Annotated in this window: 16 protein-coding genes; 4 read left to right on the top strand and 12 right to left on the bottom strand. The window is 40.2% G+C overall.

Annotation, left to right across the window (positions count from 1 at the left end; all coding sequences use genetic code 11):
* From BUB05_RS18995 to BUB05_RS09050, 8 genes are all read right to left on the bottom strand, one after another.
* Nucleotides 1–92, bottom strand: a 92-nt coding sequence (locus BUB05_RS18995; RefSeq protein WP_175548536.1) for a 4Fe-4S binding protein, incomplete at its 3' end; no start/stop codon positions are given.
* A 134-nt stretch (nucleotides 93–226) separates the two neighbouring features.
* Nucleotides 227–2,599: a trans-4-hydroxy-L-proline dehydratase gene (hypD, locus tag BUB05_RS09080; protein ID WP_073049282.1), complete on the bottom strand. Its 2,373-nt coding sequence runs from the start codon at nucleotides 2,597–2,599 to the stop codon at nucleotides 227–229.
* Nucleotides 2,600–2,616: 17 nt separating this feature from the next.
* Nucleotides 2,617–3,525 carry a glycyl-radical enzyme activating protein gene (locus BUB05_RS09075; RefSeq protein ID WP_073049281.1) on the bottom strand — a complete coding sequence of 303 codons (909 nt, stop codon included), beginning with the start codon at nucleotides 3,523–3,525 and terminating at the stop codon, nucleotides 2,617–2,619.
* Between the two features lie 70 nt (nucleotides 3,526–3,595).
* Nucleotides 3,596–4,603 (bottom strand): proline racemase family protein, encoded by a 1,008-nt coding sequence (locus tag BUB05_RS09070; RefSeq protein ID WP_073049280.1) that lies wholly within the window; start codon nucleotides 4,601–4,603, stop codon nucleotides 3,596–3,598.
* Nucleotides 4,604–4,678: 75 nt separating this feature from the next.
* The gene (locus tag BUB05_RS09065; RefSeq protein ID WP_073049279.1) at nucleotides 4,679–6,127 is read right to left on the bottom strand and encodes a sodium:solute symporter family protein; all 1,449 of its coding nucleotides are present in this window, start codon (nucleotides 6,125–6,127) and stop codon (nucleotides 4,679–4,681) included.
* 268 nt (nucleotides 6,128–6,395) lie between these two features.
* On the bottom strand, nucleotides 6,396–6,968 hold the full coding sequence (locus BUB05_RS09060; protein WP_073049278.1) for a proline racemase family protein: 573 nt from the start codon (nucleotides 6,966–6,968) through the stop codon (nucleotides 6,396–6,398).
* Complete coding sequence (locus tag BUB05_RS09055; protein ID WP_073049277.1) at nucleotides 6,965–8,404, bottom strand: trimethylamine methyltransferase family protein; 1,440 nt, start codon at nucleotides 8,402–8,404, stop codon at nucleotides 6,965–6,967. The genes BUB05_RS09060 and BUB05_RS09055 overlap by 4 nt, the downstream gene beginning before the upstream one ends.
* A gap of 35 nt (nucleotides 8,405–8,439) precedes the next feature.
* Nucleotides 8,440–9,066: a cobalamin B12-binding domain-containing protein gene (locus tag BUB05_RS09050; protein ID WP_073049276.1), complete on the bottom strand. Its 627-nt coding sequence runs from the start codon at nucleotides 9,064–9,066 to the stop codon at nucleotides 8,440–8,442.
* A gap of 198 nt (nucleotides 9,067–9,264) precedes the next feature.
* On the opposite strand from BUB05_RS09050, the gene BUB05_RS09045 reads away from it, so the two are divergent.
* Nucleotides 9,265–10,950, top strand: coding sequence for a sigma-54 interaction domain-containing protein (locus BUB05_RS09045; protein WP_094762816.1), 1,686 nt, complete (start codon nucleotides 9,265–9,267; stop codon nucleotides 10,948–10,950).
* Nucleotides 10,951–11,557: 607 nt separating this feature from the next.
* Nucleotides 11,558–11,890 (top strand): helix-turn-helix domain-containing protein, encoded by a 333-nt coding sequence (locus tag BUB05_RS18925; RefSeq protein WP_073049275.1) that lies wholly within the window; start codon nucleotides 11,558–11,560, stop codon nucleotides 11,888–11,890.
* 121 nt (nucleotides 11,891–12,011) lie between these two features.
* Here BUB05_RS18925 and rsmI read toward each other — a convergent pair whose 3' ends face one another.
* The 3 genes from rsmI to BUB05_RS09025 are packed head-to-tail and all read right to left on the bottom strand — an operon-like array spanning nucleotide 12,012 to nucleotide 14,400.
* Nucleotides 12,012–12,833 (bottom strand): 16S rRNA (cytidine(1402)-2'-O)-methyltransferase, encoded by an 822-nt coding sequence (gene rsmI / locus BUB05_RS09035; protein WP_073049274.1) that lies wholly within the window; start codon nucleotides 12,831–12,833, stop codon nucleotides 12,012–12,014.
* Nucleotides 12,823–13,572: a tRNA1(Val) (adenine(37)-N6)-methyltransferase gene (locus tag BUB05_RS09030; RefSeq protein ID WP_073049273.1), complete on the bottom strand. Its 750-nt coding sequence runs from the start codon at nucleotides 13,570–13,572 to the stop codon at nucleotides 12,823–12,825. The genes rsmI and BUB05_RS09030 overlap by 11 nt, the downstream gene beginning before the upstream one ends.
* A gap of 12 nt (nucleotides 13,573–13,584) precedes the next feature.
* Nucleotides 13,585–14,400 carry a PrsW family intramembrane metalloprotease gene (locus BUB05_RS09025; RefSeq protein WP_073049272.1) on the bottom strand — a complete coding sequence of 272 codons (816 nt, stop codon included), beginning with the start codon at nucleotides 14,398–14,400 and terminating at the stop codon, nucleotides 13,585–13,587.
* Between the two features lie 145 nt (nucleotides 14,401–14,545).
* On the opposite strand from BUB05_RS09025, the gene BUB05_RS09020 reads away from it, so the two are divergent.
* A complete protein-coding gene (locus tag BUB05_RS09020; RefSeq protein ID WP_073049271.1) occupies nucleotides 14,546–15,454 on the top strand; it encodes a DMT family transporter in 909 nt (302 codons plus the stop codon).
* Nucleotides 15,455–15,499: 45 nt separating this feature from the next.
* Here BUB05_RS09020 and BUB05_RS09015 read toward each other — a convergent pair whose 3' ends face one another.
* Nucleotides 15,500–16,507, bottom strand: coding sequence for a YeiH family protein (locus tag BUB05_RS09015; protein ID WP_073049270.1), 1,008 nt, complete (start codon nucleotides 16,505–16,507; stop codon nucleotides 15,500–15,502).
* Nucleotides 16,508–16,734: 227 nt separating this feature from the next.
* On the opposite strand from BUB05_RS09015, the gene BUB05_RS09010 reads away from it, so the two are divergent.
* Nucleotides 16,735–17,580 carry a LysR family transcriptional regulator gene (locus BUB05_RS09010; RefSeq protein WP_073049269.1) on the top strand — a complete coding sequence of 282 codons (846 nt, stop codon included), beginning with the start codon at nucleotides 16,735–16,737 and terminating at the stop codon, nucleotides 17,578–17,580.
* The last annotated feature ends 41 nt before the right edge of the window (nucleotides 17,581–17,621 follow it).

Genomic DNA, 17,621 nt, shown 5'->3' with positions numbered 1-17,621 from the left:
TCGTTGTTTTCCTTGAAGTATGCCGACGAGCATTTTTCTACGCATGCTCCGCATCCTATGCATTTTGATTCGTCTTTTATGAGTCTTCTCATTTTTCCTTCCTTAAATTTTATTATTGTCTAATTCTATTTCATAAATATAGAGCATCCACAGGTCAAGGATACTCTATATTCCTCTAATTTAAATATGAAGCACAACTTAAAGTGTAATTATATCGGTATCAAAGTTAATTAAAAACCTGCTCGGTCCTGTCAATTATCTCGTCCTGCAATGCCTTCTCCAGGTTATTGAAATGGTCACTGTATCCTGCAACCCTTACAATGAGATCCTTATACTCATCAGGATTGAGCTGTGCATCGATTAAAGTATCCCTGTTGACTACATTGAACTGGATATGGTGTCCTCCCATCCTGAAATATGCCCTTATATATGATGCAAAATTATTCAGTCCGTTTCCTCCTGCAATTACGTCCGGAGTGAACTTCTGGTTGAGGAGGGTACCTCCCGTTCTCACATGGTCCATCTTGGCAGCAGACTTTATTACAGAGGATGGTCCGTTTACATCCGCACCCTTGGCCGGTGATATTCCATCAGGTAGAGGCTTGCCTGTCAACCTTCCATTTGGTGTTGCTCCGGTTACGGATCCGAAATACACATGACAGGTAGTTGGCAGCATGTCTATCCTGTAGGTTCCTCCATACATTGTAGGTCTGCCTGTAATGGCATCATTGACGCTATTGAATGCATCAATCATCAGGTTGTCAGCATAGTCATCATCATTTCCATACTTGGGTGTATGGTTGAGAACTATGTTCCTTATTTTTTCATATCCTTCAAAATTGTTGTCTATGGCTTCCTTGATTTCATGCATGGTGAATCTTTTCTTGTCAAAGACATTGTACTTGATGGCTGACAGACAGTCTGTTATATTCCCTATTCCCACTATCTGTATATATCTTGTATTGTATCTTGCTCCGCCTGCATTATAGTCCCGCCCCTTGCTTATGCAGTCGTCAACAACCGTGGAAAGGAACGGTGAAGGCATGTGCTCGGCAAATATCTTTTCGATTATATTGTTTCCTTCAATTTTTATATCGATGAAATGCTTCAATTGTCTTTCAAATGCCTTGTATACATCTTCATAGGTATTGAAGCTGTCGATTGCACCTGTTTCAGGACCAATTTGCTTTTCTGTGAACTTGTCATATCCGTTGTTCAAGGCAAGCTCGAAGATCTTTGGTACATTGAGATAACCGGTCAGAGCGTAGGCTTCTCTTCCTTGGGCTCCCGTTTCTACGCATCCGCTTGATCCACCGTATCTTGCATCTCTGATATCTTTGCCTGCCTGAAGGAGCTCCTCAATCAGTTCCTCTGTATTGTAGAATGCAGGCTGTCCCCATCCTTCTCTTGAAACCTCGCATGCTCTTTTAAGGAATTTATCTGGTGTTTTCAAGCTTATCTGCACATTTGAACTGGGCTGCAAAAGCTTCATTTCGTCCATGACATCAAGTATCATGTATGAAACCTCATTTACTCCATCTTCTCCCGTCTCAGGATTGATTCCACCTGTATTCAAGTTGGCAAAATCCGTATATGTCCCGCTTTCCTTCACAGTAACCCCCACCTTTGGAGGTGCAGGTTGATTGTTGAATTTTATCCAGAAGCATTCCAGCAATTCAACAGCCTCTTCCCTTGTAATGGTTCCAGCTTCTTTTTCATTTTTGTAGAAAGGATATATATACTGGTCAAGTCTCCCTGGGGAAAATGCATCCCAAGTATTTAGCTCAGTTGTTACGCCTATATGTACAAACCAGTACATCTGAAGTGCCTGAGCAAAGGTTTCGGGCTTGCTTTCCGGAACAACTCTGCAGTTTGCAGCAATGAACTCGTAATCCTTTTTCTTTTGAGGGTCGGTTTCCCTTTGCGCCAGTTCTTCGGCATATTCAGCGTATCTTTTACCATAGATGATGATTGCCTCACAGGAGATTCTCATCCCTTCCAGCTGAGCCCTCTTGTCATAGGCTTTCCTGTCATTCAGAAAATCAAGTCTTAATATAGCCTCGTCGATTTCAGCAATTATATCCTTGAATCCTTTTTTGTATATCTTGTCGTCCGCAACAGTGTGCCCCTGTGCCCTTTGCTCCATGAATTCCGTAAAGATTCCCGCTCCATATGCATCCTTCCACTCCTGGGAATTCTGCTCAAGAATCTTGTGTCTTGTAGCCTTGTTGTTCCAGTATGGCATTACTTCATTTACATGGAATTCCTTGTCTTCTTCGGAAACCTTAAATCCTATGTATTCCCTAACATTCAGGATATCAAGGTCTTCCCTGGTATGACAGCACAGCTCAGGGAATGTGGGGGCAGTCAATGGATACTCTCCCTTTTCACCAACAATCAGCTCTCCTTCTCCAAGGTAAAGCTTTCTTTTCTCCATTAGCTCCTTGAAGAATGTAGCTCTTAATACAGGAGCTTCCATTGTTCCAAAATATTTCTTGTATGCCTCCGTTTCAATCCTGCTTCTTTCCACACTGAGTCTTGGTACAGTAGTAGTGCTTATTCTTCTCAGTTCCTGGGTTCTCTTTGTACTTCCTCTCATATTGTCACCTCAATCAATTAGCCGCCTATTTTGGCTTCAAATCCATAGTATTCAAACATTTTTCTGAATCTTTCCATTTCCTCATCAGATGGTCTTGACATATCCTCATAATATTCCATATTCAACTTGTAGTATTTATGAACTGCCGTGCTGTGATAAGGCAATAGATTAACCTTTCTTATATCCGTATTTTTCAATACTTCACAGGTGTTGGTCATATTTTCGTCAACTGCATTTATCTTATCACTTTTGCCTTTTATTACAGGTATCCTGCAAAGGATATTCTTATGAATCCTGTCAAGCTTCAACAGATTGTCTATTATCAATTCATTGCCTATGCCTGTATATTTCCTGTGGGTATACTCATCGAAAATCTTGAAGTCATAAAGAAACAGGTCTACATAGTCGGCAATCCTTTCAAAATGGTTGAAAGGCACAGCTCCGCAGGTATCTACCGTCACATGAATATTTCTGGCTTTCAGTTCCTTTACAAGCTTTTCAATGAAGTCGATCTGAATTAAAGGCTCCCCTCCTGACAAAGTGACTCCTCCGCCTGATTCTTCAAAGATTATTCTTTCCTTTTCGATTTCCCCGATAAGTCCTTCAACATCATAGTATTTCCCCGCAAACTGAATGGCCGAGTTCACACAAGATATTATGCATTCCTCACAAAATACACATTTGTCCCTGTCCCATTTCAATCCTTCTTCCCCAAAGGTCAATGCTCCATATTGGCAGGCCCTTTCACACTCACGGCATCCAATACAGCTTCCCTTGTTGTAAAGATAGTCTATCTCCCTGTTTATGCTCTCTGGGTTGTGACACCATTTGCAGGATAATGGACATCCTTTGAAAAACACTGTGTTTCTTATTCCCGGTCCATCGTGTATTGAAAATCTCTGAATATTGAATATTAACGCTTCCAAATTGCACCTCTATAATTACTAAATACTTTAGAGCCTAACACCCTAAAGTATTTAGTATGTTTCTTGATTGTTAGTCTATTCTAAATCCATACTTGATAGGATCATCTCTGTCTATTGTGTATGTATTGATTCCGGTAACAAATGCATTGCCGCCTATTTCCGGAATTATTGCATCAAATTCTCCAACCTTTGTTGTTTTCTTTATTCTGCACTTGAAAGTTGAACTTATTATGCTTTCATGGACAAAGATCTCATCTATTCCAATTTCTCCCTTTGCATACAATGATGCAAGCTTGGCTGAAGTTCCCGTACCGCATGGAGATCTGTCTATGGAACCCGGTATTATGACCACTGCATTTCTCTTGTCCGCTCCTTCAACTGATGGAACATCAGAAAATTCAACATGTGTCACTTCATTCATGAATTCATTTTCAGGATGATAAACCTTGACCTGTTCATTTACTGCATCCTTGATCAGATTTCCCTTCCTGACTATTTCCTTGGCCGATTCAGGATTAACCCTAAGACCTACATCAGCAGCTTCTACTATGGCAAAGAAGTTACCACCGTAGCTGATATCCAGCGTTACCTTCCCCAGCTCCGGAACATCTACTTCAACATCCTGTGCAAATACGAAGGAAGGAACATTCTCAAAATATACATCCTTCACCTTGTAGTCTTCAACTTCCGCCTTTACCTTTACTATACCGACAGGAGTGTCAAGGTTTATGTATGTGTACGGTTCCTTTGCTTCTACAATCCCGGATTCTATGAGAGCCGTAGTCACTCCAATAGTATCATGTCCGCACATGGGAAGGTAGCAACCAACCTCTATGTAGATGACACCGATATCCGCACCTTCGCTGCAGGGCGGTGTCAGATAGGCTCCGGACATAACCTCGTTGCCCCTTGGTTCCAGCATTAGCATCCTTCTGATCCAATCCTTATTCTTTTCCATGTAAAGCATCTTTTCGCTCATTGTTATTCCAGGTATATGTGGTATGCCTCCCAGAATGGTTCTCGTAGGCTCTCCTCCAGTATTTGTATCTATAGCCGGGAAAATATTGCCAATCTTCATATCATTAATCTCCCTCTTTCAAGTTTGTTTATTCCAGCAGGCAGGCCGGGATTTCATTCATTAATTTATTCTTTATTAACGTGCAGCCTGGCTGCTGATGTCTTCATCATCTTTTACTGCTAGATTAACCAGCAAGGTGGTACCTATTGTAAATACTATGGCAGGTATTATTCCACCGGCTGCCACTGCATTTAAGGCTGGTACAAGTTCAAATAGACATGCTGATACTCCACCAACAATTATTCCAAATCTTGCAGCCTTGATAGAAAGCTTTGATTTGAAGGTTTTTGCCGTCTTGTCCTTCATTATATAACCCATTACAAACAGCGGTATCAGAACTCCACCACATATTGCATATCCTACAGCTGCAAGGTCGTATATTGTCGGGAAGGTCATTGCGCCGCCAACAGCTATTATCCCTGCAAAAAATGTAGCATATCTACTGTATTTGATAGCCTGCTCTTCTGAAAGCTTTTCCTCAGGATCGATAATGTCAACCACTATGTTTGCAGCACCTGCATTTAGGTGGGTATCCGCAGTTGACATTGTTGCGCCAGCAACTCCAAGTCCTAAAAGAACAGTAAGGAACTTAGGCATCTTGTTTATTATAAGCCATACAAGGGCCTGGTCACCAACGCCGGGGTTCATTGTGCTCGCACTCATCCCTATTGAAATTATGAAGAAAACAAGCACTATTGTAGATATCATACTCAGTCTGAATGCACCTTTTGCCGCCCTTACATCCTTGGCCGCAAAAGCCCTGTTCCATAATATTGGATTGGCCAGGCCTCCAAAGAAGGCAACAAAGAAAGATGATATTGTGGCCTTGAATCCAAGAGCCCCAAGATCCCAGTGAGTTGGATCCATGTCAACAACTCTCTCTTTAAGTATTGAAGGATTGAATCCGAAAGTCTTCAGTCCAAAGAATATTACAAACACTGCCAGTGCAATCTGAATGATTCCCTGATATGTATCTGTATAAATAACCGCTTCCAGTCCACCCTGTACTGTATAGTATATGAAAACAACAGAAGTAACAAGGACTGCTATTCTGTAGTCTATTCCAAAGAGCTGATCAAGCACGTATGAAAGACCCATGATCTGTCCTCCTGCCCATACTATGTTAGGCATAAGTGCCGCAAAACCTGCAACCTTTCTTACAACCATATCTCCACCACAGAGTTCCTCGGCTATGTATTGAGGCATAGTCATGTACTTGAATTTCGCCAGATATGGAGCTATTATCATTCCAAAAATAATCCACGCAAGGAAAGCTTCTCCCAAGAACCACCAGTATGCAGATACACCCATAAGGGATCCCCTTCCTGCCTGTCCAATAAAGTTTCCTGCACCACTTGAGCTTGCAAATGTTGTAAAGAACAATACTATCAAAGCGGTTTTCTTTCCGGCAAGGAAATAATCCTGCCTGTTTGTTATAACGCTTTTCTTTACAAATCCAACACCTAAACAAAGAATCATATAAGATACTATTAGAATCAATGCTGCTACTCTGTAACCATCCATTTAAAAATCCCTCCAAAAATTATTTATCATCATTCAAAAAGCATATTGTCAAATGCTTAATATATCATCAATAAGCTTGCTGTTAATCTCTCTTTTTCCTATTTGGTTTATAGCTTGCATCTATGTGCAATTTACTTAATCCCAGCCTGCGATAAATTTCTATTTGTTTACAATTCTAGAAATAATACCGGGTCATTATCTTATGCTGTTATTAACCCGGCTGCAATGTCATTATACTTCAATTCTATCATATTTTTCAATTCCATTACTATTGGATTGAATCTTCCGGATCCAAGGTGAAAGTGTGCATTCCAGTAATAAATGCCCTTCCAGAAATTTCTTCCACCGTCTCTTCACTTCCACCAAACTCAACTTCTCCTGAAACCTTTTCTGTAATCACAAATTCAACGTTCTTGAAAGTAACTTCCTTAGCGATTTCATCCTTTACTCTTACCTTTATATGTATTAATCCATCTTTGGATTCAAGACATATGTAAGTATAGGGCTCTACGATGTCAACAAGCCCCGATTCAATCATGACAGTGGATACCCCAACTATGCTTTCGGTTGATATGTTTTCATACCCGTTTCCGTCAACATAGATTATTCCTGCATCGGCTTCACTGCAGCAAGGCTCTGTGAGGATTATGCCCGACTGGTTTTCATTGCCTCTAGGTCCTTCAATGAGCATCTTTCTTATCCAGTCTGCATTCCCCTCCAAATAAAGAGTCTTCTCAACTACAGTTTTCCCTGGAATATATGGCAGCCCTCCCGTCACTGTTCTGACTGGAGTTCCATTCATATGGGTGTCTACAGTTGTGAACATTCTCTTTATTTTCATGCCTTAACTACCTCTTTCATCCACTTCTTCTCAAGTTCGAGGATTGCATTTTTCTTATCCTTGTCAAGCTCAGGCACCTGATGGTTTTCAATTATATCGATAGCTTTCTCGTTAAGTTTCTGAGTTATTGTCTTCTCTGCAACCTTTGCAGTGGATCTGTCGAATAACGTTGGCTGCCAGAACTTTCTGAAGTGCTTAAGTGTATGCTCTTCAGCAAGGAAGCTTCCCGATATCATAGACTGGTCTATTACGTCAAGAGCCAGTGTCTCATCATTTACTTCAATTCCTTCCATTATCTTTCTCACCATCGAAATCTGCTCGTTTGCAAGTATGAGTATCTCTGGACATGTTACTGTCGCCTGGTCCATGAGGCCAGTATCGTGTACAAGGTTTTGTCCGCTAAGGGCTGCCATAAGATATCCCATCGCCATTTCTGTTGCCGCCTGCTGGTCAAGGGTTTTGGCATCCAATGGCCCTGCAGTTCCCCATACTGGTATCTCATAGTAATGGAGTATGTCTGTAAGTGCCGCAATCTGAAGATATGTTTCAGGAGCGCCGTAACAGAATCTAGTTGTCTTCATATCCATTATGGATGCAACTCCACCGTGAATGATTGGTGCGCCAGGATTTACAAGCTGATGGTAAACAAGCCCCACGAAGCATTCAGCAAGGTTTTGAGCCAACAATCCTGCAGCAGTTGCAGGTGCAGTTGCTCCAGCCATAGGCATTGGATAGTATACGAGAGGGAATCTGTTCTCAGCACAAAGCTTGATTTCCTTCATTGTGTTTTCTTCATGTACCAGTGGACTGATAGGTTCCTGAATATGGAACATCCATGGATTTGCCTGAAGCTCTTCATGGCTTCCTGCAACTATTGCTCCCATATCGATTATATCCTGGAGTGTGTCTACATCCTTGCAGCTAAATCCTATTGTCTTTCTCATGTTGAACATCATCTGTCTGATGATTACCCTGTCGGCCACATCTTCATGAACGTCAGCACTGAAGCATGCATTAAGAACAAAGTCTATATTAGGAAGATAATCTATAACCTTTGCTATATCAGCTCCATCCTTGCTTGTCATAGGTCTTCTTTCACCAGTATATGGATCGTAGTACTCTGGATTGTCAGGGTTGCATCCGAAATATGACTTGTTTCCTTCAAGGAAAATCTTTCTCTCGCCTTCCCTGTTTGCCAGGGTGATTCTCTTGGGCATTGTGCTTATTGCCCTCTGTACAAGGTGTGTAGGTATCCGCACTATGTTTCCGTTTACCCTAGCACCGTGTGCATGAAGCATGTCCTGAGCTTCCTTGCACTCAATCTTCATCCCTGTTGTTTCAAGTATCTCACATGCCGCATAAAATATTTCCTTAATCTGTGAATCAGACAACACCCTCATGTGTGGTGTACACAATTGTTCAAATCCTGCTTTCATAATACATTCCTCCTTTTAATTTTCGAATAAGCCTGCTATGCCATAAGTCTGTTTGCCAGTTCTACCGCTTCAGTAGAATCAGACGAGTAGTTTGCGCCTATTTCTTCCGCATAGTTGTCAGTAACAGGTGCTCCACCGATCATAACCTTCACATCATCATAGAGTCCGTTTTCCTTAAGTCCTTCAACAGTATTTTTCATAGCCATCATTGTAGTTGTAAGCATAGCAGACATTCCAACTATGTCTGCATCGTGTTCCTTCACAGCTTCAATTATTTTCTCGGGAGAAGCATCAACACCAAGGTCCACAACCTCATATCCAGAGCTCTCCATCATCATGCATACCAGCTTCTTGCCTATGTCGTGAAGGTCTCCCTTTACAGTTGCAAAAACAGCCTTGCCTTTTGATGTAACATCCCCTTCCTTAAGCAAAGGCTTTATGATTTCCATTCCAGCATTCATTGCCTTTGAAGCTATGAGCACCTCAGGTACAAACATCTCTCCATTCTTGAACTTTTCACCTACAACATTCATACCTGCCATTAATCCGCTATTGATGATTTCCTTAGGCTCTTTACCTACACTTAATGCCATTTCAGTATATGTCTTCACATCTTCAACTCTACCAGCTTTTAAAGCTTCTGCTATCCTTGTTAATTCCATTCCATCCTCCATTAAGAACTTTAGTTTAGTTACGCAGATATATAAAGCAAATAGCGTGCCAACTTTCAAATCAGTAAAATTCACTTTATTCCAACGATTTATTATAAAACTTCCCCGTTGCGCAAAATCATTTTGCCTGTTAAAATATATAGAGAGCAAACATATTTTGCTGCGAAACTTTTGTTTACAGGAGAACATATGGACAATCAAACTTTGATGAAAATCTTTGATGCACTGGGAATGTATTTATTAACAACAGACAATGAAGGTCGGATAATCGATGCCAACAACAACTTTCTTGCAAAATTCAACGATATTATCTTGGATATAACAAATATAAGTTATATTGATTTGAAAGCTTACGACATGCTAAAAGACCATGATATGAGCGAAATTGAAATCACCCTTTTGAATTCCGTTCATATTCTGGAGAGGTTTAAATCAGCAGACAACTATTATTTTCTTATAAGGAAGAAAGTGGATAACCAGACCAACCGTATTTATGAGAAGGTTGTAAACTCAATAAACGAAAGAATAGTCGCCTCGGACAAGGAAGGTAATGTTCTTCTTTTCAACAAGGCAAGCGAGGATTATGAAAAAATAAGCAAGGACAAAATCATTGGACATAATATCACAGACCTTTACAATCTCACTGAAGAATCAAGTCTACTTATGTCAGTCATACGTACAGGGGAACCTCTACTTAATATTCATCAGTATTCTGTCAACAATATGGGTTTGATGATAGATGACATGGTTGACACCTGGCCAATATTTGAGAACGGTGAACTGTTCGGGGCCGTTTCAATAATGACTGACTATACCAAAATCGAGTCTTTGTCAAAGCAGATAATAGACCTGCAAAGCAAGCTGATCAATCTAAATGAAAATGATAACGGCCAGTCTCCCTTGTCGGCACGATATTCATTCAAGGATATCATATGCACCAGCGACAATATGAACGGTATAATATCCGTGGCCAAACGCGCTGCAAAGTCCAACTCTCCAATTCTTGTACATGGAGAAACGGGCACAGGAAAAGAACTTTTCGCCCAGAGCATTCACAACTACAGCGCCAACTCAAAAGGACCCTTTGTTGCAATCAACTGCGCTGCAATACCCGATAATCTATTGGAGGGTCTTCTTTTCGGAACCGTAAAAGGGGCATTCACAGACGCCATTGACAGGCCAGGACTTTTCGAACAAGCAGAAGGCGGAACAATTCTTCTGGACGAACTTAATTCAATGAGTTTAAACCTACAGTCAAAGTTACTGAGAGTATTGCAGGAAAACAAGGTACGTCGTGTAGGGGGTTCAAAGGAAATCAGCATAAATACAAGAGTAATTACTGCAATGAATGAAAATCCAATAGCGGCAGTGAAGGAAAACAAAATCCGGCAGGATCTCTTCTACAGAATAGGCGTAGTACTCATAGAAGTACCACCTCTCAGAAAGAGAAAGGAGGACATCCCAATCCTTTCAAAAATGTTCATACTAAAATTCAACCGCAATCTGGACAGACAAGTCGAAAGACTTTCAACAGATGTCTTTGAAGCATTTGACAGATACAACTGGTCGGGAAACGTCCGGGAGCTGCAGCATACCATCGAATATGCCATGAATATTGCACATGAAAATGAAAGAATCATAGAACTCAAACATCTACCCTCGCATATAACTGATCCCTTTGAAAAAATGAATAAAAATGAAACATCATCACAGACCCTCGAGGAAAAGCTCAATGTCGAAGAAATAAAAATACTTACGAAGGAGCTTGCTGAAAACAACTGGAAAATTGCTGAAACAGCAAGAAAGCTGGGACTTAAAAGACAAAGCCTCCAATACAGGATAAAGAAGTATTCCTTGAAAAAGGAATACCCTTAATTGACAAGTCAAAAAAATGCCTCCATAATATTTCGGAAGCATTTTTTATTGCCAGGAAAGTTACTAAATACATAGCCGATTTCAAGGCTTCAGCCTTCATACTCTTATGATTATTATAACCCATTCCGTACTACAGCCCATTCTGGCATATGGATCATCCTATCTTATGATTATCGCTTCCCAATGATTCAGTATGTAGTCTCTGTTTTTTCAGTTCTATTATAAGATCTCAAATTGTAATACTTTCATCCACTATAAAATTTTTTATTACTTTTTCAATTGTCTCTACTCCAAATTCGTTAAAGCAAGTATTCTATTATACATAAAGAAAGCACCTTCTTCGTTGATTTTGTCTGCAAACAATTCATAACATGAAAGGAGCTTTCTTTTTATATAAAAAAATACTAAGGGGTGGAGTATGTTTTGAACAATAATTTCTCCCATAACCTCTGAACAGCTGTTATGGGAGAAATAGAAATGATAACCGCTTTTGGAACCGGTTATTTATAAAGACTGGCAACCTAAATAAATTTTATTATTTATCCAGTACTCCAAATAAATATTCTCACACAATAAGATTAAGCAAAAGCTATGCCAACGTTCCAATTTGATCAAATGCCCACAATTCAACAAAAAAATATTAAACTCATTCATTAAGCAAAATCATTTTGCTTATTTTAATATAAATAAAGCAAATTCATTTTGCTTCGAAACTTTTGTTTACTCACATATAACTACTCCTTTTGATAAAGCGGAAAGAAAGGAAACATCATCACAAACCCTAGAAGAAAGGCTACATATTGAAGAAATAAAAATACTTAAGAAGGAGCTTGCTGAAAACAACTGGAAAATTGCTGAAACAGCAAGAAAGCTGGGACTTAAAAGACAAAGCCTCCAGTACAGGATAAAGAAGTATTCCTTGAAAAAGGAACACCATTAACTGACACATCAAAAAATGCCTCCATAATATTTGGAAGCATTTTTTATTGCCAGGAAATTGCTGAATATACAGCCGCTCAAAATATTTATATTGTTCATCTAAGGAGCTATCCATGCATCAGCTATATTTCAAGGGATATTTGATACACCTCGTTCTTGTGAAGATTATAGTCCTTTGACACCTTCTTGACGGCATCCTTTTTTGTATATCCTTCATCAAGAAGTTCAATAAGCTTTTTCCTCACATCGACTTCCTCTTCCATCTCTTCCTCAGAGGAGCCTTCCACCACTATGACGAATTCCCCCTTCACATCCTTGGATTCGAAATGGTCAAGGCAAAAGGATATGTTTCCCCTTACAGTCTCCTCAAACTTCTTGGTTATCTCCCTGCTTATGGACATGTTCCTGTCGCCAAGTGTCTTCATCATTATTTTCAGTGTTTCCTTGAGCCTGTGGGGAGACTCGTAGAAGATCATTGTACGTCTCTCGTTCCTGAGATTTTCAAGCTCCCTGGTCCTTTCACTTTTTTTGTGTGCAAGGAAACCTTCAAATACAAACTTATGTGTGTCAAGGCCTGAGATTACAAGAGCCGAAGCGAATGCAGTGGCTCCAGGAAGTATTACCACTTCCACATTCCTTTTTATGGCTTCCTTAATCAGTATTTCTCCAGGGTCTGAAATTCCGGGCATTCCAGCGTCGGATACAAGTGCGCAGCTTTCTCCTGCCAGCACGCGATTTATTATTTCTGTGCTCCTTGACATTTCATTGTGCTCGTGACAGCTTACCATCCTCTTCTTGATGTCAAAATGGTTAAGAAGCTTTATGGTATGCCTCGTATCTTCGGCAGCAATGAAATCCACTTCCTTAAGTGTTTCAAGAGCCCTTATTGTAATGTCTCCAAGGTTCCCTATTGGCGTCGTGCAAATATACAGCTTACCTTCCATCTTTTCTCTCCATTCCGTAGATTTCATATATCTCGTCAGTATAGCTTTCCTTGTCCCTGTAGACATAGAGAGGAGGATCTATCTTCATTTCAGGATTTCCTCCCTTTACTCCCTTTATGAGTATCATGTTGGGGTTGGTTCCCTGTCTCGGATATACAAGCCTCATCCTTTTTGGCTCAAGCTTGTATTTTCTCATGAGCTCGATAATATCAGCCATCCTGTAGGGCCTGTGGACCATGTAGAATCTCCCGTGGTGCTTAAGAAGTCTGGATGAAGTCCTGATAACATCCTCGAGACTGCATGATATCTCATGTCTTGAAAGAGCCTTCTTATCCTCAGGATTGACTATGCCTCCATTGCTTTCCACATAGGGAGGATTTGTCACCACTGCATCAATGGAATTGCTTTTTATATGGTTCTCAACATCCTTCATGTCTATGTTGAGTATTTCAATCCTATCCTCCAGGTTGTTCATGGACACGGACCTTCCGGCCATTTCTGCAACCTCATCCTGAATCTCTATTCCATAAATCTTTTCAGGTTCCTTCTTTCCCCACAACAGCAGGGGAATAATTCCAGTGCCGGTACCCAGGTCCACAACTGTGGATTTCTTTTTCAGGTCCGCAAAATCAGAAAGAAGGACAGAATCCATTCCGAAGCAGAACCATTTCTTGTTCTGAATTATTTTAAGACCCTTTAACTGAAGGTCTTCAATCTTTTCACCGTCATTAAGTATCATCTGTTTCTCCAATCAATCTTCATCATTGTCGTCGTTGTTCTTATATTCGTATTCGCTTGAATCATCAACTTCCTCATATTCATCTACATCGATTATTTCATCATTCTCATTCAAACCGTGGAAATTTCTTATATTGCCATTGTTGCCGTTTTGGTCCTTTGATTCCTGATAGTACTGGTTCAGCTTCCTGAGATTGGTCCTCCAAAGGTATATCACATATGGAAAGAATATCAGCATGAGGAAGGAATTCCCGGACATTAATATGAAATCGAATATTCCATGAAGCAACATGGGAGTTGTCAGTGATCTTGTATAGTAATATTTCTTTCTGAAGGGATCATTGCAGAACTTTGCCATAGACAGGAAATAACCCATTGTTATCGCAAAAAGCATATGAGCCGGCACAGCCAAAAAAGCCCTGTACAGACCAACACTTTCAACGTCGGCAAACCGAAAAACCACATACATTACATTTTCAACAGTTGCAAAACCAAGGGAAGCCATTACACAATAGACTATGCCGTCAATCTTCTCGTCATAGGCAGGGTCATCATAGTCCATCCTCATGACGACAAACCTTTTGAAAAATTCCTCGGAAAATCCTGCCACTATGAAGGCTGTATATGCCGCACCAAGAAGTCCTCCAAATATATTGAAAGCGGATAAAAATGATTCCAGCAATATTGTAGGGAATACAATGAGTGCTCCTCCAATGAATGTCTTCACCAGAAGCTTCACAGGCTCCCTGTCGTATCTGTCAACAAAATATATAATCAAAGCAAGGGCAATGCCCGGTGTAACTGCAGTAACAAGCAAGTTCAAATCCATAAAATCACCTCGTTTTTTAGAAATTATGTCTTCATAGCAAATGAAACATATGCTATAATACCTTATCAATCGACATATATCAATAATATTGCATAATTTGATGTCTGATTTACATTCATAATTAATTATACAGGAGGAGCATTAAGTGAACAACAAAAAAAGAACTGCCTATGCAGCAATTCTATTCACCATAACTGTATGGGGAATTTCTCTTATAAATACAAAGATAGCCATGGAGTACTACAATTCCATATCAATTTCATTCTGGAGAACTGTCATTGCCTCTGCAACTCTCTTTATTCTTAAAATGGCAAACCATCCTGAAGAAAAGATGAAAAAGGAGGACAGGAAGACTTTCCTCATAGCAGGTGCTTCAGGAGTCTTTTTCTACTTCATATTCCAGAACACAGGACTCATATTCATTTCTGCTTCACTTACTTCAATAATCCTGGGTATAATACCCATAATTACAATGATTGTTGAAGCCGTTATATCCAGAAATAAACTGAATTTGGTTAAAGTGGCATCGGTTTTCATATCACTGGCCGGTGTATGTCTTATAGTAGGCTTCGAGACGGGAACGAGCACCAGAAACATCATAATCGGGTCATTGCTTATTCTCATGTCTGTATTTTCATGGGTTGCTTATACCTTCTCCACGAAATCCCTGTCTAAAAATTATGCGCCAATCTCAATTTTATTTTATCAGACTTTAATCGGCATGGTGCTGCTTGGATTCTTGATGCCATTCAACTGGTCAAGCCCCCTTGGAACGACATTGACCGTCAATTTCAACCTGGCTTATCTTGGGATCATATGCTCGGCAGTTGCCTATTCCCTCTACAACTATGCTTTAAACAATCTGAATGCAACGGTATGCAATATATTCATCAATCTTCTTCCTGCAGTATCCATAGTGACTGGAATATTAGTCCTTGATGAAACCATCACCGCCCAACAGATATTTGGTACAGTTCTAATACTGTTCTCCATATATTTCATAACCAAGGATTCGGAAAAGGAAAATGCAATCAATATCGAAAAGATCGTGTGATTCAGGCGGATGGCACTGTAGGAGGACAGAGCACCTGTTACAGGATCAGCATCCGCTTAATCTGATTCCAGCCAGACTTGTCAATGAAATCAGAACAAAGACAAAGCTGCATATTACCAGAGCTTTTGAAGCTCTCGATTCAAAGGACTTGAAGTTGACTTTCAGACCCATAGCCACCATGGACATCAGTATGAAAATGTTGCTGACCTTTTTAAGCAATACGGTTATGTCAACAGTCATGTCCCCCAAACGACAAGCCGTAGGAAAGAAATTGAAATAGTCATTTACTGAAAACAAGATTCCCACGAGTATAAAGTATATTACATATGCCGGAAATTTTGTTTTCCTTTCCTGGGATTTGGAGAAAAGCGACCTGAGGACAAGGGCAACCGGAGCAAGCAGCGCCACTCTTGACATTTTAACCAAAGTTCCGATTTCAAGGCTGATATTGTCGGTTCCCCTGGCTCCCGCTGCTGCAATTGCATGTGCTACGCCTTGCAGAGAGCTTCCCGACCATATGCCATACTGCAGATCTGTCAAGGGGAGCTTCTGGGCCAGGAAAGAATATACGATGACACCTATTGCTCCCAAGAGACTTATTACAGTGACGGATATGGCCACATCTTCATCCTCTGCACCTATTACAGGAGCGATTGCAACAATAGCCGAAGCTCCGCATATCGATGAACCCACACCCAGCAGAACAGACAAACATGGATTCAGTTTATGTGCCCTTCCTACAAAATATGAAGCTGTTATAGCTATTGTGATCAAACTGACGACCAGCAATAAGATCTTCGGTCCCAGTTCCAGAAGAAGAGAAAAATTCAGTTTTACGCCAAGTAGAACTATTCCCCATTTAAGTATTTTCTTCAATGCAAAGGAAATACCCTTGTCAAAAGATTCCGGAATTCGAAAAACATTGGCAACAATAATACCCAGCAGTATTCCAATTGTCATTGTTTCAATAAAGTTCAGAAATGATGCATTGAGCATAATTGATATGACTGAAATGATTGCAGTCAACAAAAGCCCCTTGTATATATCTTTCATAAGTGTCCTCCAATTTAAATTGATGTAAATAAAATAATCTGGTTGTGCTTTACAGTTAGAGTATAAAACACCATGTTGATAAAAACAAATTATTAATTATTATGCCTCGATAAGATGATTTTATGAACAAGAGGTGAATTTGCTTCAGAATTGTGTTACAGTATTAAAGAACCATACTTTAACAGTGTGGCATAATAAATATCCGGATAGAACGGAGGGTGGAAACAATGATGGATTACCGTATGATTACCTTTGTCAAGCTATGCGACACCATGAATTATAGAAAGACAGCGGAAGAATTGAATATTACACAACCGGGAGTGACTCAGCATATCCAATATCTGGAAAAAGAATATGGATGCAAACTGTTCAGCTACAACAATAGAGTCTTGAAAAAAACCGCAAACGGAGAGATTCTGGAACAGTATGCAAGAGGAGAAATATACAATGAGTACAAGCTTCGAAAAGCTCTCGGCAAAGTGGACAAGGTGGAGTTGCGAATTGGAGCGACGAAAACAATAGGGGATTATGTACTTTGCAATACGATAACGGAACTGGCAGATGATCCTAAAATGAATATTTCATTATATTTAGACAATACTGAGAGGCTGCTTAAGAAACTTGATGAGAACAGGATTGATTTAGCTGTAATCGAGGGTTTTTTCGACAAGGTGAGATATGGTCATCAATTATTCAGACGGGAGCCTTTTGTAGGAGTGTGCAGTTTGGAGCACCCATTTTCAGGCACAACTGTATCTATGGAGCAGTTGTTCACCGAAACAATTTTAATCCGTGAAGAAGGTTCTGGAACAAGAGCCATACTCGAACAATTGCTGGGAAGCTACAGCTATTCCTTAGGGCATTTTGAAAGGATGGTGTGCTTAAGCAGTTTTGGATTGATAAAGGAGTGTCTCGTACAGAACAAATGCATTACCTTTGCCTACAAAGCCTTTGCTGACAGCAGCGATAGACTGGGCACCTTCACAATAGACGGATTGGAAATCGATAGAGAGTTCAACTTTGTATATTTGAAGAATTCAGATGCCCGCGGGCTGATAGATTATTTGTTGTAGTGTCTTGATGAAAAAACAAAAGAAACATTCATTTGACAACA

Source organism: Dethiosulfatibacter aminovorans DSM 17477 (assembly GCF_900142005.1).
GTDB classification, from domain to species: domain Bacteria; phylum Bacillota; class Clostridia; order Tissierellales; family Dethiosulfatibacteraceae; genus Dethiosulfatibacter; species Dethiosulfatibacter aminovorans.
Note: the sequence above shows the minus strand (reverse complement) of the source record. Positions and strands in the feature narration are given on the sequence as shown.

Excerpts from the sequence above, each read along its gene's own strand:
- BUB05_RS09030 (WP_073049273.1), bottom strand. The coding sequence starts at position 13,572 with ATGATACTTAATGACGGTGAAAAGATTGAAGACCTTCAGTTAAAGGGT.
- BUB05_RS09025 (WP_073049272.1), bottom strand. The coding sequence starts at position 14,400 with ATGGATTTGAACTTGCTTGTTACTGCAGTTACACCGGGCATTGCCCTT.
- hypD (WP_073049282.1), bottom strand. The coding sequence starts at position 2,599 with ATGAGAGGAAGTACAAAGAGAACCCAGGAACTGAGAAGAATAAGCACT.
- BUB05_RS09055 (WP_073049277.1), bottom strand. The coding sequence starts at position 8,404 with ATGAAAGCAGGATTTGAACAATTGTGTACACCACACATGAGGGTGTTG.
- BUB05_RS09050 (WP_073049276.1), bottom strand. The coding sequence starts at position 9,066 with ATGGAATTAACAAGGATAGCAGAAGCTTTAAAAGCTGGTAGAGTTGAA.
- BUB05_RS09070 (WP_073049280.1), bottom strand. The coding sequence starts at position 4,603 with ATGAAGATTGGCAATATTTTCCCGGCTATAGATACAAATACTGGAGGA.
- BUB05_RS09045 (WP_094762816.1), top strand. The coding sequence starts at position 9,265 with ATGGACAATCAAACTTTGATGAAAATCTTTGATGCACTGGGAATGTAT.
- BUB05_RS09010 (WP_073049269.1), top strand. The coding sequence starts at position 16,735 with ATGATGGATTACCGTATGATTACCTTTGTCAAGCTATGCGACACCATG.
- BUB05_RS09060 (WP_073049278.1), bottom strand. The coding sequence starts at position 6,968 with ATGAAAATAAAGAGAATGTTCACAACTGTAGACACCCATATGAATGGA.
- rsmI (WP_073049274.1), bottom strand. The coding sequence starts at position 12,833 with ATGGAAGGTAAGCTGTATATTTGCACGACGCCAATAGGGAACCTTGGA.
- BUB05_RS09065 (WP_073049279.1), bottom strand. The coding sequence starts at position 6,127 with ATGGATGGTTACAGAGTAGCAGCATTGATTCTAATAGTATCTTATATG.
- BUB05_RS09015 (WP_073049270.1), bottom strand. The coding sequence starts at position 16,507 with ATGAAAGATATATACAAGGGGCTTTTGTTGACTGCAATCATTTCAGTC.